At 70.2% G+C, this 20,395-nt stretch carries 16 protein-coding genes; 12 read left to right on the top strand and 4 right to left on the bottom strand.

Going from position 1 to position 20,395, the window contains the following annotated elements:
• The first annotated feature begins 87 nt into the window (after positions 1-87).
• Positions 88-1,218, top strand: coding sequence for a cytochrome P450 (locus tag ACFVXC_RS04290; RefSeq protein WP_389901253.1), 1,131 nt, complete (start codon positions 88-90; stop codon positions 1,216-1,218).
• Here ACFVXC_RS04290 and treY read toward each other — a convergent pair.
• Positions 1,198-3,639, bottom strand: a complete 2,442-nt coding sequence (gene treY, locus ACFVXC_RS04285) for a malto-oligosyltrehalose synthase (RefSeq protein ID WP_389901251.1) — start codon at positions 3,637-3,639, stop codon at positions 1,198-1,200. The two genes, ACFVXC_RS04290 and treY, sit on opposite strands and share 21 nt — an antisense overlap.
• 81 nt (positions 3,640-3,720) lie before the next feature.
• Here treY and ACFVXC_RS04280 point away from each other — a divergent pair, with 81 nt between their 5' ends.
• Positions 3,721-5,007, top strand: a complete 1,287-nt coding sequence (locus ACFVXC_RS04280) for an MFS transporter (RefSeq protein WP_389901250.1) — start codon at positions 3,721-3,723, stop codon at positions 5,005-5,007.
• Here ACFVXC_RS04280 and glgX read toward each other — a convergent pair.
• Complete coding sequence (gene glgX, locus ACFVXC_RS04275; protein WP_389901248.1) at positions 4,982-7,090, bottom strand: glycogen debranching protein GlgX; 2,109 nt, start codon at positions 7,088-7,090, stop codon at positions 4,982-4,984. The genes ACFVXC_RS04280 and glgX overlap by 26 nt on opposite strands.
• Before the next feature lie 160 nt (positions 7,091-7,250).
• Here glgX and ACFVXC_RS04270 point away from each other — a divergent pair, with 160 nt between their 5' ends.
• The 4 genes from ACFVXC_RS04270 to ACFVXC_RS04255 all read left to right on the top strand — a co-directional run bounded on the left by ACFVXC_RS04270 (position 7,251) and on the right by ACFVXC_RS04255 (position 11,693).
• Positions 7,251-8,036: a Tat pathway signal sequence domain protein gene (locus ACFVXC_RS04270; protein ID WP_389901246.1), complete on the top strand. Its 786-nt coding sequence runs from the start codon at positions 7,251-7,253 to the stop codon at positions 8,034-8,036.
• 64 nt (positions 8,037-8,100) lie between these two features.
• Complete coding sequence (locus ACFVXC_RS04265) at positions 8,101-9,420, top strand: copper amine oxidase (protein ID WP_389901244.1); 1,320 nt, start codon at positions 8,101-8,103, stop codon at positions 9,418-9,420.
• A 103-nt stretch (positions 9,421-9,523) separates the two neighbouring features.
• Complete coding sequence (locus tag ACFVXC_RS04260; protein ID WP_389901242.1) at positions 9,524-10,765, top strand: SAV2148 family HEPN domain-containing protein; 1,242 nt, start codon at positions 9,524-9,526, stop codon at positions 10,763-10,765.
• Positions 10,766-10,937: 172 nt separating this feature from the next.
• On the top strand, positions 10,938-11,693 hold the full coding sequence (locus tag ACFVXC_RS04255) for a 3'-5' exonuclease (protein ID WP_389901578.1): 756 nt from the start codon (positions 10,938-10,940) through the stop codon (positions 11,691-11,693).
• 53 nt (positions 11,694-11,746) lie between these two features.
• On the opposite strand, the gene ACFVXC_RS04250 is transcribed toward ACFVXC_RS04255, so the two are convergent.
• Positions 11,747-12,601 (bottom strand): phosphotransferase enzyme family protein, encoded by an 855-nt coding sequence (locus tag ACFVXC_RS04250; protein ID WP_389901241.1) that lies wholly within the window; start codon positions 12,599-12,601, stop codon positions 11,747-11,749.
• Between the two features lie 180 nt (positions 12,602-12,781).
• Here ACFVXC_RS04250 and ACFVXC_RS04245 point away from each other — a divergent pair, with 180 nt between their 5' ends.
• Genes ACFVXC_RS04245 through ACFVXC_RS04235 form a run of 3 tightly spaced genes read left to right on the top strand, consistent with a single transcriptional unit; the run spans position 12,782 to position 15,833 of the window.
• Positions 12,782-13,705: a carbohydrate ABC transporter permease gene (locus tag ACFVXC_RS04245; RefSeq protein WP_389901239.1), complete on the top strand. Its 924-nt coding sequence runs from the start codon at positions 12,782-12,784 to the stop codon at positions 13,703-13,705.
• Entirely contained in the window at positions 13,702-14,538 is an 837-nt protein-coding gene (locus ACFVXC_RS04240) for a carbohydrate ABC transporter permease (protein WP_389901237.1), read from the top strand. Before ACFVXC_RS04245 ends, ACFVXC_RS04240 begins: the two co-directional genes overlap by 4 nt.
• Positions 14,538-15,833 (top strand): ABC transporter substrate-binding protein, encoded by a 1,296-nt coding sequence (locus ACFVXC_RS04235; protein WP_389901235.1) that lies wholly within the window; start codon positions 14,538-14,540, stop codon positions 15,831-15,833. The genes ACFVXC_RS04240 and ACFVXC_RS04235 overlap by 1 nt, the downstream gene beginning before the upstream one ends.
• A gap of 124 nt (positions 15,834-15,957) precedes the next feature.
• On the opposite strand, the gene ACFVXC_RS04230 is transcribed toward ACFVXC_RS04235, so the two are convergent.
• Positions 15,958-17,052 (bottom strand): hypothetical protein, encoded by a 1,095-nt coding sequence (locus ACFVXC_RS04230; RefSeq protein ID WP_389901234.1) that lies wholly within the window; start codon positions 17,050-17,052, stop codon positions 15,958-15,960.
• A gap of 197 nt (positions 17,053-17,249) precedes the next feature.
• Here ACFVXC_RS04230 and ACFVXC_RS04225 point away from each other — a divergent pair, with 197 nt between their 5' ends.
• The 3 genes from ACFVXC_RS04225 to ACFVXC_RS04215 all read left to right on the top strand — a co-directional run bounded on the left by ACFVXC_RS04225 (position 17,250) and on the right by ACFVXC_RS04215 (position 20,314).
• Complete coding sequence (locus tag ACFVXC_RS04225; RefSeq protein WP_389901576.1) at positions 17,250-17,657, top strand: MarR family winged helix-turn-helix transcriptional regulator; 408 nt, start codon at positions 17,250-17,252, stop codon at positions 17,655-17,657.
• Between the two features lie 38 nt (positions 17,658-17,695).
• A complete protein-coding gene (gene mgt, locus ACFVXC_RS04220; protein WP_389901233.1) occupies positions 17,696-18,916 on the top strand; it encodes a macrolide-inactivating glycosyltransferase in 1,221 nt (406 codons plus the stop codon).
• Between the two features lie 345 nt (positions 18,917-19,261).
• On the top strand, positions 19,262-20,314 hold the full coding sequence (locus ACFVXC_RS04215) for a CDP-alcohol phosphatidyltransferase family protein (protein ID WP_389901231.1): 1,053 nt from the start codon (positions 19,262-19,264) through the stop codon (positions 20,312-20,314).
• Positions 20,315-20,395 lie beyond the last annotated feature (81 nt).

The following is a 20,395-nucleotide window of genomic DNA, read 5'->3' as shown; positions in this document are numbered from 1 at the left end:
GGGTGTACGGGAACTGCGCGAGGCGCTGCGCGGTGGTCCCCTGAAACCCCACCTGGTCGCCGGTGCCGAGCCTGAACGGGGTTTGCTGTGTCTCTGAGCCCGGCCCCTCGTGGGCACCGTCTCTCACCCGCTCCGCCGAGCCCGTCCTCGAACGCCGGACGGGCCGGGACCACCCCCAGCCTCCTGGCTCCCGGCGTCGAGCATGACCCCTATCCGCTCTATCGCAGCCTCCGCGAGAGCTTCCCCCTCGTCCGTGACGAGCTCCTCGGGGCCTGGCTGCTCAGCCGGTACTCGGATGTGCGGGCCGCGCTCGGTGACGCCCGGCTCGGCCCGCCGGTGACCGGCCGGCCGGGTCCGGGCCACCGGGGGCTCCTGGAGCCCGTCCTGCGGGCCGCGGCCGAGCGCACCGCCTACGTTCTCGCCCGGCGCGTATCCGGGCGGCGCGAGGTCGACCTCGTCGCCGAGTTCAGCGCGTGGCTGCCCGCGGCTGCCGCCGTCGCGGCGCTCGGGCTGCCCTGGGAGGACGCCGCACGGGTGCGGGAGTGGTGCCGTACGGGGTCCGCGCGTGCCGACGGCGTCCACCCGGATCTCGGCGCGCTGCTGCGCCCCCATGTCGCGCGGCGGCGCGCACGTCCCGGCGCGGACCTGCTCTCCGCGCTGTGCGGCGCCCGGACGGACGGGCAGGCGCTCTCGGACGACACCGTCACCGCTCTCGCCGGGACACTCCTCACCGGCGGCGGCGAGGCCACCGCCCTCGCCCTGGCCTCCTTCCTCGCCAACCTCCTCGACCACCCCGCCCAGTTGGACCTCGTGCGCGCCCGTCCGGGGCTGATACCCGGCGCCTGGGCGGAGTCCCTGCGCCGTGACCCGCCCACCCCCGTCGTACTGCGCCGCGCGAGTGCGCCGATCGCCCTGGGCGGCACCACGTTGCCCACGGGGTCCGTCGTGGCCTGCCTCATCGGCTCGGCGGGGCGCGACCCGTTCCGCTTCGCCGACCCCGACCGCTACGACATCTTCCGCGCGGACCCGGCACACCTCGCGTTCGGCGCGGGAGCGCACTTCTGCCCGGCCGCCACCCTGGCGGGGCTCGCCGCCGAGTGCGGCCTGCGGGCCCTGCTCGACGCCATGCCGGGCCTGCGCCTCGCGCCCGGCTTCAGGCCCGCGCCGCGGGGAATCATTGCGCGGGCGCCACGCCTGCTACTCGTCCGCCCCTGCTGAGTCCTGCGCTGTCCTGACCCGCTCCAGAAGCACCACCGGCATCTCCCCGAAAAGCTCCTCCACGCGCGCGTGCCCCGTGAACTCCCGCCCCCGAGTGAGCAGATCCACCCACCGGCCCTCCGGAAGGGCCAGTTCCGTCGCACGCCAGCCGCCCGCCTCGGCAAGGCGCAAGGAGAGCCGGGTCACCGCCGCGATCACCTCTCCGGAGCGCGCGAAGGCCACGCAGTGCTCCGCGCCGGGGCCAAGCGCCGCAAGGGGCTCGTACGTCGCCGCGTCGCCGAAGAGATCCGGACGGCGCCTGCGCAGCCGCAGCGCGGTCGCCGTGAGGGCCAGCTTCTCCTCGGAGAGGTCCCAGCGCTCTCGGTGCTGCTCCAGGTACTCAAGGACATGCGACTGGAACCGCACGGGCCGCCGGTTGTCCGGGTCCACGAGGGCCCGGTACTCGCTCTCCGTGCCCTGGTAGACGTCGGGCACCCCCGGCATCGTCAGCTGGAGCAGCGTGGCCCCCAGGACGTTCGCCCGCACATGGGGCCGAAGCCCGCCCGCGAACTCCGCGACCGTGTAGAGCGGCGGCCCGCAGGGACCCGCCTCCACGAACGCCGTCACGGCCTTCTCGTACGCCTCGTTCTGTTCGGTCCAGCTCGTGTGCAGGCCAGCCTCGCGCACGTGCTTGAGCAGGGCCTTCTGCAGCCGTTCGTCGTAGGGGAAGCCGAAGCCGACGGCCGTCTGCCAGGCCGCCCAGGCCAGTTGCGGGTCCGGTGCGCTGGTGCCGCCCGCGCGCGCGGTCTGCTCGGTCACCTCGACCAGGAGGTCGGCCCACCGCTGCGGGCACTGCGTGAGGACGGCGATGCCCGCCCGCACATCGGCGCTGCGCTTCGTGTCGTGCGTGGTGAGCACCGTGCCCGCGTACGGCCAGTCGCGCTGCACGCGCGCGCAGTAGGTGTGAAAGGCCTCCGGAGCCACCGCGGGGTGCGCGGGGGAGCCGCCCACCTCGGCCGCCGACAGGAGTGGCGCGTGCCGGTAGAACGCCGTGTCCTCGACCGCCTTGGCCCGCAGCGCCGACGAGGTCTGCGCGAACCGTGCGCGAAAGCCGTCGAGCGCGGGCCCGGAGCCAAGGCGTCCCAGCACCAGATCCCGTACGACATCGACCGCCTCGGCCTCCTCCCGCACCGCGAAGGCCGCCTTCGCCTCGGCGGCGGCCCCCACCGTCAGCACCGAAGCCGGTTCGACGCCCCCGGAGACGTACGGCCGGTAGACGGGAAGCCGTACGAGCAGCTCCAGGAGCGCGGTGCGCAGCGCCCACGGCGCGTGGTCGCGCAGCGCCGGGTCCGGGGCGCAGAGCGCGGTCGCCTCGCGCGTGAGGCGGTCGGTCTCGGCGGCGAGCTCGTGGGTGAGCACCTTGTACGCGGCGCGTCGCACCGTCGCCCCCCAGTCGCCGCCCCGGTCCACCGCGGGGGCGGTGAACCTGCGGTACTGGCCGAGGAGTTCACCCGCCCCCGCCGGGTCCGTGAAGAGGCCGTCGAGGTGACGAAGGGCGTCGTACCCGGTGGTGCCCGCGACGGGCCACGCGGCGGGCAGCTGCTCCCCGTCGCTGAGAATCTTCTCGACGACCGTCCAGCGCCCGTGCGTGGCCTCCTGGAGCCGCTGGAGGTACGCCCCCGGGTCCGCGAGCCCGTCGGGGTGGTCGATCCGCAGCCCCTCCACGACGTCTTCCCGCAGCAGTTCGAGGATCTTCGCGTGGGTCGCGTCGAACACCTCGGGGTCCTCGACGCGTACCCCGATGAGGTCGGAGATGGTGAAGAAGCGCCGGTAGTTGAGCTCTGTGCGGGCAAGGCGCCACCACGCCAGGCGGTACCACTGCGCGTCGAGGAGCCGCGGCAACGGCAGCTCCCCGGTGCCTTCGCGGAGGGGGAACGCGTGCTCGTGGTAGCGCAGCACGTCCCCGTCGACCCGCAGGCGCTCCAGCTCGTCCCCGACCCCGCGCCCGAGCACCGGAAGCAGCACCTGCCCGCCGCCCGCCTCCCAGTCGATGTCGAACCACCGCGCGTAGGGAGAGCCGGGTCCCTCCCTCAGCACCTCCCAGAGGGCGTGGTTGTGGCGCGGCACCGCCGCCATGTGGTTCGGCACGATGTCCACGACAAGGCCGAGACCGTACGTCCGCGCGGTGCGCGAAAGGGCCCGCAGCCCCTCCTCGCCGCCCAGCTCGTCCCGTACGCGCGCGTGGTCCACGACGTCGTAGCCGTGCGTCGAGCCGGGGACGGCATCGAGCACCGGCGACAGATGCAGGTGCGAGACTCCCAGCGAGGCCAGATACGGGACGGCCGCCTCGGCGGCCGCGAACGGAAACTCCGGCTGGAGCTGCAGCCGGTAGGTGGCGGTGGGCGGTGGTGGCACCGCGGGCTCCGAGCGCTCAGGTGTCATGCGAACCTACGTACCCGCCTGACGGGCTTTCGTGCCATCGACTCATGCGTGTGGCCGTGTGGGCGTGGTTAGCGTCGGACGATGGCTGCAAAGGAACAGGCAGGACGGGACGAGCCCGGCGCACGACGGCTTCTGGACACCTACCGCGAAGTGATCGGGCACACCGGAGCGCTCCTTCCGGTGATCTCGTTCCTCGGCAGGCTCCCCGTGGCCATGATCCAGTTCGGCAGCGTCCTGCTCGTCACCGAGACCAGCGGATCGCTCGCCACGGGCGGGGTGGTCGCCTGCGCGCTCGCGCTCGGCCAGGTGACCATGGGCCCCGTCGTCGGCCGCCTCGCCGACCGTCGCGGCCAGCGCACCGTCGTCCTCGGCTTCTCGCTCCTCAACGCCGTGGCGATCGCGGTGTACACGCTCGGAGCCCTCTTCGAGCTGCCCACACCCGTGCTCGTCGCCCTCGCCGTGCTCGCCGGCGCGAGCATCCCGGGGATCGGCCCGCTGGCCCGCGCACGCGCCGTCCCACTGGTCCGCGGCGCGGGCGGTGACGACCGTCTGGTCAACACCGTGCTGTCACTGGAGAGCACCATGGACGAGCTGTCCTTCGTGCTCGGGCCCGCGCTCGTGGGCCTCGCGGCCGTGGCGGGCCACCCGGCGTACGCCTTCGGGGTGGCCGCGCTCCTGGTCGCCGTCTGCGGCTCCGGCTTCGCGCTGCACCCCACGGGGCGGACGGTGCGGGCCACCCGCACGACGACGCGCGCGCGTGGGGGCCGACAACGCCTCCCACGGGAGGTCTTCGTCGTACGCGTCGGGCTCGTCTTCGTCGGCGTCCTGCTCGGCGCCTGTGGAGCGGGCATCACGGCCCTCACCCAGGAGCTGGGCGCTCCGGGCCAGGCGGGCCTCGTCTACGCCGCCATGGGCGTCATGAGCGCCGTCGTGGGGCTCTCCATGGCCGCGCTGCCCGAGCGCTTCGGGCTTCACACGCGCTGGCGCGTGGCGACGGCCGCAGCGGCGCTGCTCTCGCTGCCGCTGGTGTGGACGCACAGCATGACGGGCCTGTACGTCGTGGTGACCGTGTTCGGCGCCGTCTACGCCCCGAATCTGATCACCGGCTTCGCGCTCACCGAGCGCTCCTGCCCGCCGCGGCGGCTCGCCGAGGGGATGACGTTCGCCGCGAGCGCCTTCGTCGGCGGCCAGGCGGTCACGCTCGCCGTGGCGGGACGCCTCGCCGAGTCACACGGCCCCGGCGCGGCGTTCGCACTCGGCAGCGCGGCCGCGGCGGTCGCGTTCCTGGTCGCGCTGATCGCCCGCCCCGCGACGGACGACAGCGCGAACGACGTCTCCTTGGTCACCCAGGGCGCCGCAGGACGGTGAGGCTCCGGTCGGCCAGTGTCAGACGCTCGCCCGCCCCCGCCTTCGGCCCCGAGTCCGGTGGCACGCCCTCCGGCAGCGCGGTGTCCACGATCACCTGCCACTGGCGGCCGTGATTGACCGGAATCACGAACTCCAGCGGCTGCGCCGACGCGTTGAACATCATCAGGAACGAGTCGTCGGAGATCCGCTCGCCGCGCGTACCCGGCTCGGAGATCGCGTTGCCGTTCAGGAACACCGTCAGCGCCCGTGCCTGCGAAGCGTCCCAGTCCTCCCGCGCCATCTCCTCGCCCTCCGGCGTGAACCAGGCGATGTCCGACAGCTCGTCGTGCGTGCCCTCGACCGGGCGGCCGTGGAAGAACCGCCTCCTGCGGAAGACCGGGTGATCGCGCCGCAGCCACGCCATCGCCCGCGTGAACTCCAGCTGGGTGCTCTCGCCCTGTGGCCAGCGCACCCAGGCGATCTCGTTGTCCTGGCAGTAGGCGTTGTTGTTGCCCTGCTGGGTCCGGGCGAACTCGTCGCCGTGGCTGAGCATCGGGACGCCCTGGGAGAGCATCAGCGTCGCGATGAAGTTGCGCATCTGCCGCTCGCGCAGCTCCAGGACGTCCGGGTCGTCGGTCTCGCCCTCGGCTCCGCAGTTCCAGGAGCGGTTGTGGCTCTCGCCGTCCTGGTTGTCCTCGCCGTTGGCCTCGTTGCGCTTCTCGTTGTACGAGACGAGGTCGTGCAGCGTGAAACCGTCGTGGCAGGTGGTGAAGTTGATCGACGCCAAGGGGCGCCGGCCGTCGTCCTGGTAGAGGTCGGACGAGCCGGTCAGCCGGGACGCGAACTCCGCGAGGGTGCGCGGTTCGCCCCGCCACATGTCACGCACCGTGTCGCGGTACATGCCGTTCCACTCGGTCCACAGCGGCGGGAAATTGCCGACCTGATAGCCGCCCTCACCGACGTCCCACGGCTCGGCGATCAGCTTCACCTGGCTCACCACGGGGTCCTGCTGCACGAGGTCGAAGAACGACGAGAGACGGTCCACTTCGTGGAACTGCCGGGCGAGCGTCGCCGCCAGATCGAAGCGGAAGCCGTCCACGTGCATGTCGGTGACCCAGTGCCGCAGCGAGTCCATGATCATTTGAAGCACGTGCGGTGACCGCATCAGGAGGGAGTTGCCGGTCCCCGTGGTGTCCATGTAGTAGCGGGAATCGTCCATGAGGCGGTAGTACGAGCCGTTGTCCAGGCCCTTGTAGGAGAGCGTCGGGCCCAGGTGGTTGCCCTCGGCCGTGTGGTTGTAGACGACGTCGAGGATCACCTCGATGTCCGCCTCGTGCAACGCCTTCACGGCCTGCTTGAACTCCAGGACCTGCTCACCGCGGTCGCCCCAGGAGGCGTACGCGTTGTGGGGCGCGAAGAAGCCGATCGTGTTGTAGCCCCAGTAGTTGTTCAGGCCCATGTCGACCAGGCGGTGGTCGTTCACGAACTGGTGTACCGGCATCAGTTCGAGGGCCGTCACGCCCAGCTGCGTGAGGTGATCGATGACGGCCGGATGCGCGAGCGCCGCGTACGAACCGCGCAACTCCTCGGGAAGATCCGGATGTCGCATGGTCAGGCCCTTCACATGGGCCTCGTAGAGCACGGTTTCGTTGTACGGGGTGCGCGGCGGCCGGTCGTCGCCCCAGTCGAAGTACGGATTGACCACCACGGAGGTCATCATGTGGGGCGCCGAGTCCATGTCGTTGCGCTTGTCGGGGGCGCCGAACCGGTAGCCGTACACCTCCTCGCCCCAGTCGATCCGGCCGCTGACCGCCCTGGCGTACGGATCGAGCAGCAGCTTCGCCGAGTTGCAGCGGTGCCCCCGCGCGGGTTCGTACGGACCGTGCACACGGAAGCCGTACCGCTGGCCCGGCATCACGCCGGGCAGGTACGCGTGCAGCACGAACGCGTCGGACTCACGCAGCTCGACGGCTGTCTCCGAGCCGTCGTCGTGCAACAAACAGAGCTCTACGCGGTCGGCGGCCTCGGAGAAGACCGCGAAGTTCGTACCGGCGCCGTCGTACGTGGCACCGAGTGGATACGCCTGCCCTGGCCACACCTGCATGCATATGACTCTTCCACTACCGCCCCCTCGGCTCGGGGTCACATTGGTCAGAGTCTCCCCGAAAGCGGGGCAACCACGCGGGAGTTGCAGCCGTCTAACCGTCCGACCACACACTCGGTATGCCTTTATATGGGGCTCGTGGGGGAAAAAAGGGGAGCAAGTGGGAGAGATAGTCAGACGTAACCTGGGCAAGGTGGTGGCGGGCACGGCAGTCGCGCTGGCCGCTGCCGCGGTGCTTGTGGGCGTCACACTGCCGGGGGCGGGCGAGTCGGGGGGCCGCCAGGCCAACGCGGCGGCCGCGAAGCAGGACGCGATCGCGAAGGACGGCGTCGTCGAGGCCGCACCCGATGAGGGCGAGAAGGGCATAGGCAGCGACCCGCTGACCGATGCGGAGATCGAGCGCGCCGAGAAGGCCTCGGTGACGGGCGCCCTGCGCTCCAGCGCCAGGGACGTCGAGGGAGACCGCGGCCCGCAGCTCCTTTCGACGAACCTCAGTGAGCAGGAGCCCACCGACGCGGGCGCCGCCGCCCAGCGCAGCGCGGAGGTCGTCTACTACGACTACAAGAAGGACGCGGTCATCACCAAGACGGTCAATGTGGAGACCGGCAAGGTGGAGAACACGACCACCACACAGAACGTGCAGCCGCCGCCCAGCCAGGAGGAGCTCGCCAAGGGCGCCGAGCTGCTGATCGCCGACCCGCTCGGCAAGGGCCTGAAGCAGGACTTCAAGCACGCCACGGGCAAGGCGCTGACCGGCCCCGGACAGCTGCAGCTGAGCGGCATGGTCTTCCGCAAGGAGACCGTCGAGCGCGTGCCGTCCGACCTCACCGCGTGCGGCAAGCACCGGTGCCTCCAGGTCGTCACCAAGGTCAAGAACGGACCGTGGATCGACACCCGGTCCCTCGTCGTCGACCTGAGCACCCGTTCCGTGGGCCGCCTCGGCTGATTCCGGCCGCCCGCGCACGACACCACACTTCTGTTTCTCCTCGGACGAGGGAGTCCACACCGCAATGCACGTCAACAGACTTTCGCGCGCCCGCAGACGGGCCACCACGGCCCTCGCGGCCCTCGCGCTGATCGGCGGCGCCGCCACCGTCGCCTCGCCCGCATCGGCCGCCCCTATGGCGCCCGCCGCCCCCGCGGCGGCAGCGGGCGACTGCAGTGACGCCTACAAGATCGAGCAGACCGTCGACGGCGGTACGACCTGGCGCATGTGCTGGCACTACAACAGCCTCTCCGGCCTGGTCCTCGACAAGATCAGCTACCAGCCCAAGGGGGAGACCAAGCCGATACCCGTCCTGACCAGCGCCCGGCTCGCGCAGGTCCACGTCCCCTACGACGACGGCGAGGCCGAGTACGACGACGTCACCGGCACCGACTTCGGCCAGGCCCTGCAGAACCTGAACCCCGGTGAGTGTCCCGGCGGCACCATCAAGACCGTGAAGGTCCCGCAGCGGGGCAACGTGAAGGGCCTGTGCACCACCACGCGCGCGCGTGGGCACGCGTACCGCCTCAACGACGACCAGAGCACCGGCGGCACCGGCAAGGTCTACACCGGTCAGGGCAAGGACCTGCTCGTCTACACGGTGAACAAGGCCTCCTGGTACGAGTACATCACCGAGTGGCGGTTCTCATCGGACGGCACCATCACCTCCCAGGTCGGCGCGACCGGCAGCCTCTCGCCGTACGACTACGACGGCGGCGACAACCGCGGCTGGCCCATCGGCAAGGGCGACCAGGCCAAGGCCGAGAGCCACGCCCACAACGTCTTCTGGCGGCTCAACTTCGGCCTGGACGGCTCCCCGAAGAGCAAGGTCGAGCAGTACGACTCCAAGGTCACCCCGCCCACCGGCCAGGGCAGCCCCACCACCAAGACCACCCGCACCAAGGTCACCAAGGAGCTCGCCGGTGACCGCAAGGACATGCGCTGGTGGCGCGTGGTCAGCGGGGCGGGCAAGAACAAGGACGGCCACCCGCGCTCGTACGAGATCGTGCCGGGCCCCAGCAACAAGCACGCCGGGCGCCCCTTCACCAAGCACGACGTGTACTTCACCGAGTACAAGAAGTGCGAGCAGTACGCGAGCGACAACCCCGGGTGCCCCAACGGCACACCGACCAGCGTCGACAAGTGGGTGAACGGTCAGTCCCTCACACACCCGGTCACCTGGGTCCACATCGGCTTCCACCACATCGCCCGTGACGAGGACCAGCAGCCGATGCCGGTCCACTGGCAGGGCTTCTCGCTGGCCGCGCGCGACGTGACCGCTATGAGTCCGCTCACTCCGCAGGACCTCGCCGACCAGAACGGCCAGCCCGCGCAGGGTCGTTGAGAATCCACCCTTGCCATCCGGCTGCACCGCCCGCCGCTCCCGGAGTACCCTTCCTTGATCGTTGAACCGGGGGGTGCTCGGGGGAGCGGAAGGGGTGCGCTGGGTGAGCTCGGGAGGGCGGGAACTGCCCCCTGGTGACGAGGGTCACGAGGGGAGTTCCGTGGACGGCCCGCCTGGAGCGGTGTCCCTGGCACGGCCGATGGAGATGGGATCTCAGATCGGACCCGAACTGGACTGGGGCGCCGACGACTGGCGCGAGGTGCGTACGCGCGCCCAGCGCGCCGGGCGGGCCTACATCTGGCTCAATCTCGTGGAGCAGCGGCTGCGCGCGGTCGTGGCGGCTGTTCTGCGTCCCATCTACGAACCCGTGCACGCCGACGACTGGGTGGTCGCCGCCGCCGGACCCGCCGGACAGGAGTGGGTGCAGCGGGCCGTCGCCGTACGCGAAGTGAGCCGCCGCAAGGGGTACTTGCTCGACCCGGCCGACGACAACGTCCTCAGCTTCCTCACGCTGCCCCAGCTCCGCGAGCTGATGGTGCAGCACTGGCCGTGCTTCGAGCCGTACTTCGACGACCGCAGGGACGTCGAACTGGCCCTGGACGAGCTGGAGGTCACCCGGAACGTCGTCTCCCGCAACCGCGCCCTGTCCACCGCCGTGCTCGCCCAGGCGGAGCGCGCGTCGGCGAAGCTCCTGGACATACTCGGCGCGGGCACCGACACGCCGTCCGCGCGCCGGTTGCCGGTCGACGCCGTCGAGTCCCTGGTCGGCGACCGGTACGCCGACGTGGTGGGCGTCCACTCGGACCGGGTGCGCCTGCTGCGGCAGTTCCCGGCCGAGGACATCTTCGGCGGGGCGCGTCGCCTCGACGCGATCGGGATCGGCCTGAACCTCCTGGTCCAGAACTTCTCAGGGCGCCGCCTCGTCCGCCTCGCGGAGTCCGGCTGCCGGGTACGGCTGCTCTTCCTCAACCCGGCGAGCAGCGCGGTCAAGCGCCGGGAGCGCGAACTGGGCCTGAAGCGGGGTGAGCTGAGCCGCAGCGTCGAGATGAACATCCTGCACATGCGCCGGGTGCGGGCCCGTCTCCGCGATCCTGGCGCCTTCGAGATCCAGGTCTTCGACGAGACGCCGCGCTTCACCGCGTATCTGGTCGACGGGGACGGCGCGGACGGCATCGCGGTCGTCCAGTCGTATCTGCGCAGGACGCGGGGGATGGAGGCGCCGGTGCTCGTGCTGCGCGGCGGCCGCCGGGTGGTCAAGACGGACGAGACGGACGAGAGCGGACTCTTCGAGACGTACCGGGAGGAGTTCGAACTGGCCTGGGCGGACTCGCGGCCGGTGTCCTGAGCCGCCGGAGGGCCCTGCCGAGGAGCCGCCCGAGGAGCCGTCCGCGAAGCCGTCCGAGGAGCCGCCCGCGAAGCCGCCCCGGGCGGTAAGCGGAACGCGGGCCCGGGATTGTCAGTGGCGCGTGGGATCGTGGTGGTCAATGGGGGAAAGCACCACAGAGAAGGGGGCGGCCATGGGCTGGCACCGGGAGCTGCTGATCGGGTTCGACCTGGAGACGACCGGGACGGATCCGCACGAGGCACGCATCGTCACGGGCGCGGTGATCGAGGTCAGGGCGGGCGGGACACTGGGCCGCAGGGAATGGCTCGCCGACCCGGGGGTCGAGATCCCGGCGGAGGCCGTGGCGGTGCACGGCATCTCCAACGAACGGGCGGCGGCGGACGGCAGACCGGCCGCTGAGGTCGCCGACGCAATAGCGGCCGTCCTCGTGTCGTACTGGCAGTCGGGCGTCCCGGTCGTCGCCTACAACGCCACCTTCGACCTGACCCTGCTCTCCGCCGAGTTGCGCAGGCACGGCCTGCCGTCGCTGCGCGAGCGCCTGGGCGGCGCGGAACCGGCCCCGGTCATCGACCCGTACACGATCGACCGCTCCGTCGAGCGCTACCGCAAGGGCAAGCGGAACCTCGAAGCGGTCTGCACGGAGTACGGCGTGGTCCTGGAGTCCGCCCACGACGCCACGTCGGACGCCCTGGCCGCGGCCCGCCTGGCCACCGCCATAGCCGACCGCCACCCCAAGCTGGCCGCCTTCGGTCCCGCGGAGCTGCATCGCCGCCAGATCGGCTGGTATGCCGAGTGGGCGGCGGACTTCCAGACGTTCCTCCGGAAGAAGGGGGAGACGGACGCGGTGGTGGACGGCACGTGGCCACTCCGGGACGCGGCCGGCAGCGCAAGGCCCTCCGGCATCAGTTCAAGCCCGTCCGGCGTCTGAGGGGCGGGTCCGGCAGAGCCCTGGTCACGGGAAGGGGCGCGGTGGGGGACTCTTCAGAACGGAAACCACCGCACACCCGGGTCCCCGTCACGCAGTGAGGCCACACGACGGCGGAACTCGTTCAGGGCCTTGGGATTGCTGGGGGAATGCTGCGCGACCCACGCACAGCTGGCCGTCTCCCGGGCCCCCCGGAGCACCGCGCACCCCTCCCACTCCCGCACGTCCCAGCCGTACCGCGCGACGAACCCGTCGTAGGCCTCGGCCGGCAGTCCGTACCGATCCCGTGAAAGCGCCATCACCACGAGATCGTGCTCCCGCAGATCGGCGGAGAAGGTCTCCAGATCCACCAGGACCGGACCGTCCGCGCCCACCAGGACGTTCCGGGGGAGGGCGTCGCCGTGGATGGGGCCAGGGTCCAGCCGGGGGGCGAGCGCGGACGCCGCCGCCTCGAACCCGTCCCTGCGCTCCCGCAGATAGTCCGCGTCCTCGACGTCGATCGCGTCACCGGCAAGCCGCAGCCACCGCTCGACTCCACCGAGGAGCTCACGCCGGGGCAGCTCGAACCCGGGCGCGGGAAGCGCGTGCACCAGGCGGAGGAGGGAGGCGAGGTCACTCGGCTCAGCCGGCCGCACAGCCGCGGGCAGCCGGTGCCACACCGTCACCGGATGCCCGTCCACAAGACGGGGTTCGTCCTCGGCCGCCCGCACCGCGGGCACGCCTGACTCCTCCAGCCATCGCGCGACGCGCAACTCCCGCCGCGCACGGTCGAGAAGCTCCGGCGCCGCACGCCCGACCTTGACCACCGACTCACCGTCGCCGAACACCGCGTTCTCGCCGAGCGCGAGCAGCGCCGCGTCCCGATCGAGACCCACAGCGCTCAGTACGTCCCGTGCCCGCGCCTCGTCCATCCATTGCCTCCCGCACCGCTCGCGCCGTTCGCCACGTTTGCTGGCACAGTCTCCCATTCGCACTGGCCAAGAGGCTGCGAGGCCTGCGTAGCTGCTTGACGTATCCAGATCCCATCAGCACGATGACGGGGGCCGCGTGGGCGGCCAAACCCCGATGAGCCGCCCAAAGGAGCCGATTCCGTGACATTGGCGACCGCAATGAAGCGGTCAACGAGAGGCGCGTCCGCCCGCGGAGGAGCGGACCACGGCGCCTGGTTCCTGGTCCTCCCCGCGCTGATCCCGATCCTGGTCCTCAGCGTGGGTCCGCTCCTCTACGGCATCATGCTCGCGTTCACCGACTCCCAGTCGGGCCGCACCGAACCGACCCAGTGGGTCGGCGCCCTCAACTTCTCGGACCTGCTGCACGACACGCTGTTCTGGGACTCGTTCCGGATCGGCCTGCTGTGGGCGTTCGGCGTCACCGTGCCGCAGTTCTTCCTCGCGATGGGCCTTGCTCTCCTGCTCAACCAGCCGTTGCGGATGCGCTGGCTGGCGCGGGCGCTGGCGATCATCCCCTGGGCGATGCCCGAGGTGGTCGTCGGCATCATGTGGCGGCTCGTCTACCACCCGGACGCGGGCGTACTGAACCAGACGCTCGCCAACCTCGGCCTGGGGGAGGGCAAGGACTGGCTGACCGGGACGGCCACCGCGCTCTTCGCCGTCATCGTCGTCGGCATCTGGGCCGGTATGCCGCAGACCACCGTCGCGCTGCTCGCCGGGTTGCAGAACACCCCGCGCGAGCTGCACGAAGCCGCCGCGATGGACGGCGCGGGCGCCTGGCGCCGCTTCCGCACCGTCACCTGGCCCGCGATCAAGCCGATCGCGCTGGCCATCACGGCGCTCAACTTCATCTGGAACTTCAATTCCTTCGCCCTGGTCTACGTCCTCACCCAGGGCGGACCCGGCGGCCGCACCCGCCTCCCCATGCTCTTCGCCTACGAAGAAGCCTTCCGCTACGGCCAGTTCGGCTATGCCGCGGCCATGGGCTGCGTGATGGTCGCGGTGATCTCCGTGATCCTCGCCTGCTACCTCGTCGGCCGCCTGAAGGGAGGCGACGAGTCATGACACGTACGAAGAAGTCGACGCGCGCCGCGCAGTACGTGGCTCTCGCCGCCTATCTCGTCTTCCTCGCCTTCCCGTTCCTCTGGCTGATCTCCACGGCCTTCAAGCCCGCGCGGGAACTGGGCAGTCTGCACCCCACCTGGATCCCCAAGGACCCGACCCTGGAGAACTTCCGGCAGGCCTTCGACGAGCAGCCGCTGCTCCAGGCCGCCGGCAACTCCCTGGTCGCGGCGCTCAGCGCGTCCCTGATCGCGGTCGTCATCGCGACCCCCATGGCGTACGTCATGGCGCGGCACCGCAATCGCGTCTCGAAGGCGGCGACGGGCTGGGTGGTGATCAGTCAGGCTTTCCCCTTCGTCCTGATCATCATTCCGCTGTTCCTGATCCTGAAGAATCTGCACCTGATCAACTCACTGCTCGGCCTGATCATGGTGTACGTGGTGTGGTCGCTGCCCTTCGCGCTGTGGATGCTCGTCGGGTACGTCCGCGCGGTGCCCACCGAGCTGGAGGAGGCGGCGGCGGTCGACGGCGCGAGCAAGGCGCGCGCGTTCGTCTCGGTCGTCGCGCCACTGCTCGCCCCCGGCATCGTCGCCACGGCGATGTTCGCCTTCATCACCGCATGGAACGAGTTCTTCTTCGCACTCGTCCTGCTCAAGACCCCGGAGAAGCAGACCTTGCCGGTCATCCTCAACCGCTTCATCGGTACGGAGGGCGTCGCGGACCTCGGGCCGCTCGCCGCGGCGGCGTTCCTCGCGACCCTCCCCTCGCTCGTCATCTTCGCGATCATCCAGAAGCGGATCACGGGCGGCATGCTGGCAGGGGCGGTGAAGGCCTGATGCGCGCGGCACCACGTATCGCGACCGCCGCCACCGTGGCCCTCACGCTGCTGCTCACCGGCTGCAGCGGTGACTCGGGTGACGACGACGGGAAGATCACCCTTCAGTTCCAGTCCCTGGCCTGGCAGAAGGAGTCAGTCGACGCCAACAAGGCGCTCGTCAAGGAGTGGAACGCCACTCACCCCGACGTCAAGGTCGAGTACGGCCAGGGAAGCTGGGACAGCGTCCACGACCAGCTGCTCACCTCCTTCGAGGGCGGCGAGGCTCCGGACATCATCCATGACGCGTCGGACGACCTCGCCGACTTCGCGTACGGCGGGTATCTCGCGGACATCGGGGACCTGCTCCCCGACCGGCTCAAGTCCGACATCCCGCGGCGCAGTTGGGAGACCACGACCTTTGACGGCAAGGTCTATGGAGTGCCTTTCCTGCAGGAACCCCGCGTCCTGATCGCCAACGCGAAGTGGCTGAAGAAGTCGGGCGTGCGGATTCCCACGCCCGAGAAGCCGTGGAGCTGGCAGGAGTTCCGGTCGGTCACCAAGGAACTCGGCGACGGCAAGGACGGGAAGTACGGGGTGGCCTGGCCGCTCAAGGAGCCGGTCTCCGCGACGCTCAACCTCTCGCTCTCCACCGGCGGCCGCATGTTCCACCGGGGCGAGGACGGCAAGGTCGGCGTCCGCTTCGACAAGGCCGACGAGGTCATGCCGCGTACGGTCCACGACCAGGTCAACGACGACAAGAGCGCGTCGAGCACGACCCTGGGCATGGGCGGATCCGACACTCTGCCGGGCTTCTTCGGCGGGAAGTACGCGATGGTCCCGCTCGGCTTCTCCTACCGTCAGCAGATCGTCCAGCAGGCGCCCAAGGGCTTCGACTGGCAGGTGCTTCCCGCTCCGGCCGGATCGGAGGGGCTCGCGCAGGGCGTCAGTCCGCAGACGCTGTCCGTCTCCGAGGACAGCCCGCACAAGAAGGAGGCGGCCGAGTTCATCGACTTCTTCCTGCAGCCGGACAACATGGTGAAACTCGCGCGCGGCGACTGGATGCTGCCGACGGGCGAGCAGGCGCTGAAGGATCCGGCCCTGCACACCCAGAAGAACGACTGGGCCGCGGGCACCGCCCTCGCGAAGGACCTCCGTTCGGCACCCGCGCAGTCGGTGCGCGGCTATGCGGAGTGGAAGGACAAGGTGGCGACACCGGCGCTCCAGGAGTACTACAGCGGGGCGATCGGCCTGGCCGAGCTGCGCAAACGGCTGGTGAAGGACGGGAACCTGGTGCTCGCGCGCTACCAGCGCTAGAACCTCCTGCCCGGCCCCCGCGTACGGACCCGTACGCGGGGGGGCGCAGTGTCACACCGTACGGACCCGTACGTGGGGGGCCGCGGTGTCACACCGTACGGACCCGTACGCGGGGGCCGCGGTGTCACACCGCGACCGACTCCTCCATCTCCTCCTCCTGTTCCACCTGCTCCTCCCGCGCCCGCCCGGCATCGGACGACGGAGCCGCCGCCGCCCGCTGCCGCCGTTCCCACAGCGCCGCGATCCCCGTGACCGCGAGGCCCACGAGCAGCCAGGCCGCCAGCGTCCAGACGTGCCCGCCGACACCCTGCCCGCCGAAGTAGAGATGGCCGCGGATGCCCTCGACGAACCCGGCGCCGTTCCAGAAGGCGTGCAGCGAGCCGAAGAAGCCGTTCTGGAGTTCCGGCCTGAAGAGACCGCCGGACGACGTGAAGTTGAGCATGACGAAGAGGACCATCATGGTCAGCGTCGTCCAGCGCTTCAGGAACGTATGCAGTCCGATGCCGATGAAGAGGATGCCGGCCGAGTACAGCCACGCCATGGCCCAGACGCCCCACAGCCCCTGGTGCGCCAGATGGAAGACGGGCCCGGCGAGCGCCGCGCCGATCAGGCTCACGGCGAACGAGACACCGGCGGCGAGCCCCGCACGGGCCCGCATCCGCATCCCGGCCCCGGCGGCGCCGAGCGCCGCCACCGACGCGTACGAGCCGATGCTCACCGCGACGAGCAGGAAGAACAGGCCCTGACCCGTGGGGTCGTCGTCGACGGTCGGCGCGACATCGCTGACCTTCAGCGGGACGCCCTGCTCGGCCGCGACCGGAGTGAAGATCTTCTCGACCGCCATGGCGCTCATGTCGGAGCCCGCGGTGGCCACGATGACCTCGGGGGTCTTGGCGTCGGGGAGGTAGGCCCCCGAGATGTCCATCGACTTGAGCTCGTCGACCGCCTGGGCACGGGAGCCGACGGTCCGTACGTCCAGGGCGTCGCCCGCCTTGTCCTTGACGGTCTGCGCGAGGGCCTGGGTCTGCTCGCCCGAGCCGACGACGGCGATCGGCAGGTCGTGCGGCTCGGGCGTGACGAACGCGCCCATGTAGGCGAGACCCATGCCGAGGCACATCAGCAGGGGTGTCAGCAGGTGGAGCAGGACGTGACGGAGCGGTCCGGAGGCGGGTGCCGGGCCGGCGTGTGCCTTGTGGGCGGGCGCCGAGGTGGCGGTCATCGGGTGACCTCTCGCGATAGATCGGTAGCGGGTAGCGGGTAGCGGGTAGCGGGTAGCGGGTAGCGGGTAGCGGGTGGTGGGCAGTCGTGGATGGTTGGTATATACACACAATCTCAGTGTTGTACTGTACAACCATTCGTGGAGAGGGAGAAATCGTGGCCGACCGAGACGGGTCCATCGAGATCATTCAGCGGGAGATGACGGCATTCGCGCGGCGGGCCCGCGCCACCGCCGCGCGGATGCACCCCGAGCTTTCGCTCGTGTCGTACACGCTCCTGAGTCACCTCGAGTTCGAGGGCGGTTGCCGGGCCACTGATCTGGCGGCGCACTACACGCTGGACAAGTCGACGATCAGCAGGCAGGTGGGTGGGCTGGAGAAGAGCGGACTCGTGGAGCGCCGCCTCGATCCGACCGATCACCGCGTGCATGTGCTGCACCTCACCGACCGGGGCAATGAAGTCCTCTCGCAGGTCACCGACGCGCGCAGGATCGCCTTCCACGAGCGGCTCACGGAGTGGAGCGGGCCGGATCTGGAGAAGTTCGCCGAGTGTCTGCTGCGCTACAACGACGCGGCGTCCCGGAGTGACGCCGGGGATCCCGAATAAGGTTGCACGAGACGTCTCGTCTCGCTTAGGGTCCGGTCATGACCACTCGCCAGCGTGCCCACATCGCCATGTTCTCGATCGCCGCGCACGGGCACGTCAACCCGAGCCTCGAAGTGATCCGTGAACTCGTCGCCCGCGGTCACCGCGTCACGTACGCGATCCCGCGGCTCTTCGCCGAGAAGGTCGCCGAGACCGGCGCCGAGCCCGTCCTCTACGAGACGACCCTGCCGGGCCCGGACGACGACCCCGAGGCCTGGGGGACCGAACTGATCGACAACATCGAGCCCTTCCTCACCGAGGGCATCGAGACGCTGCCCCAGCTGGCGGCGGCGTACGAAGGCGATGAGCCGGACCTCGTCCTGCACGACATCACCTCTTATCCCGCGCGCGTCCTCGCCCGCCGCTGGGGCGTGCCCGAGATCTCGCTCTCCCCGAACCTCGTGGCCTGGGACGGGTACGAGGAAGAGGTCTCGGAGCCGATGTACGCCGAGCTGAAGGAGACCGGGCGCGGACAGGCCTACTACGCGCGCTTCCACGCCTGGCTGGAGGAGAACGGAGTGACCCAGCACCCCGATCCCTTCGTCGGCCGCCCGCCGCGCTCGCTCGTCCTGATACCCAAGGCGCTCCAGCCCAACGCCGACCGGGTCGATGAGACGGTGCACACGTTCGTCGGCGCCTGCCAGGGGGACTGCTCGGCGCAGGGGGACTGGCAGCGTCCGGCCGGGGCGGAGAAGGTGCTGCTCGTCTCGCTCGGCTCGTCCTTCACCAAGCGGCCCGGCTTCTACCGCGAGTGCGCCAAGGCGTTCGGGGATCTGCCCGGGTGGCATGTGGTGCTCCAGATCGGCAAGCACGTCGAGACGAGTGAACTGGGGGATGTCCCCGCGAACGTGGAGGTCCATCGGTGGGTGCCGCAGCTCGCGGTCCTCAAGCAGGCCGATGCCTTCATCACGCACGCCGGTGCGGGCGGCAGCCAGGAGGGGCTCGCCACCGGGACGCCGATGGTCGCGGTGCCGCAGGCCGTCGATCAGTTCGGCAACGCGGACATGCTCCAGGCGCTCGGGGTGGCCCGGCACGTACCGATGGAGGAGGCCACGGCGCGGACCTTGCGGGCGGCGGTGCTCGGACTGGCCGGCGACCCGGAGGTGGCGCGCCGCCTCGCCGAGGTGCGGGCCGGGATGGCGGGGGAGGGTGGCACGAGAATGGCGGCGGACCTGATCGAGGAGGAGCTCGCCAAGGCGCCCGGGCGGATCGGGGCGTGACGCCGGTGGGGGCCTGATGGCGATGGAGGCATGACGGCGAAGGGGGCATGACGGCGAAGGGGGCCTGACGGCGATCGAGGCCTGATGGTGGGTCCGACTGGCCGGGGTGTGACGCGGCGTGACGCTCCGTGAAGTCTTTCTGTTACATCCCGGTCATTTTTGTTACGACCCCGTCATTCGATAACGCTCAGGTAACGCAGGGTGGTTCTGGCATAGGTATTGACTCGTCTTGCCTGTTTGACCATTACCCCCGCCAAAAGGTTGCACGCCCGGGTCCTTGTTACTTGAACCAATATCTTCTTAGCGTTAGATGAACGTTCCGCGAACGCCAGGAAGTTGACCCCCATGCGACGAGACATACCGCCCCTCGACGAGGTGCGCCGTATCACCCAGAAGAAGCGCGACGCTTGGTGGACGGTGGTCCTCGTCGATCCGGTCGCCACGCCGCTCGTACGGTGGACGGCGATGCGGACCCGGATCACGCCCAACCAGATCACCTGGGGCGCGTTCCTGTTGGGGCTCGTCTCCGCGGCGTTCTTCGCGCTGGGTGACTGGCAGTGGCTGGTCGTCGGCGCCGTCGTTTACCACTTCAGCTTCATCCTGGACTGCATGGACGGAAAGGTCGCCCGCCTCACCGGTACCGGTTCGGTGTTCGGCGCATGGCTCGACTTCGTCTTCGACCGCATCCGAGTCATGGCGTGTGCGGTTGCCCTCATGGGCGGGCAGTTCCACCGCACCGGGGATGCCTTCTATATCTGGGCCGCGGTCGCCGTGGTCGCCCTCGACACGCTGCGTTACATCAACGGGCTCGAGATCTTCAAGATCAGGCACACCATGCGCAAGCAGATCAAGGTGCGCATGAGGGCGGCCCGCCGGGCCGAGAACGAAGCCGAGCTGGCCTTCATGGAGGACCTCCTCCGGGAGAACCCCGAGGCCGACATCGAGCAGGACATGCAGAAGACGCGGTCGGAGATGGGTGTTCCGGAAACCCCGGAGGCCCCGGAGACCGAGGGGGCCGAGGGGGCCGCGCCCGCGCCCAAGCGACAGATCATCGACCTGCACCAGGAGTTCCGGGGCAAGTTCCCCGCGTATCTGCGTGCGCGCTCCTTCCTGCTGCGGCACCGGATCCGTACGCACCTGGTGAGCGGCATCGAGTTCCAGATGGGCGTCTTCATGATCGGCCCGCTGTTCGACGTGGTGCTTCCGGCGACCATCGTCTCCGGCGCGCTGCTCCTGGTCTTCGAGCTGGCCATCATCTACAAGCTGCTGCTCTCGACGCGGGACTTCACGCGGACGATCGACTCCTTCGAGGAGCGCAAGGCCCTGGCCGCGACCACCGCCGCGACCGCGACCACGACCGCGACCACGAATTCGACCACGGCTTCGGCGGCGGTGTAGGGGTCACCGGCTTCGCCAAGTGCACCCTCAGACGCCGGACGGGCTGAAGCTCTTCAGCCCGTCCGGCGTCTGAGGGCTTTT

The sequence above is a fragment of the Streptomyces sp. NPDC058257 genome (genome assembly GCF_042881845.1).
Classification (GTDB): Bacteria; Actinomycetota; Actinomycetes; order Streptomycetales; family Streptomycetaceae; genus Streptomyces.
This window is presented reverse-complemented; position numbering and strand designations above follow the sequence as displayed.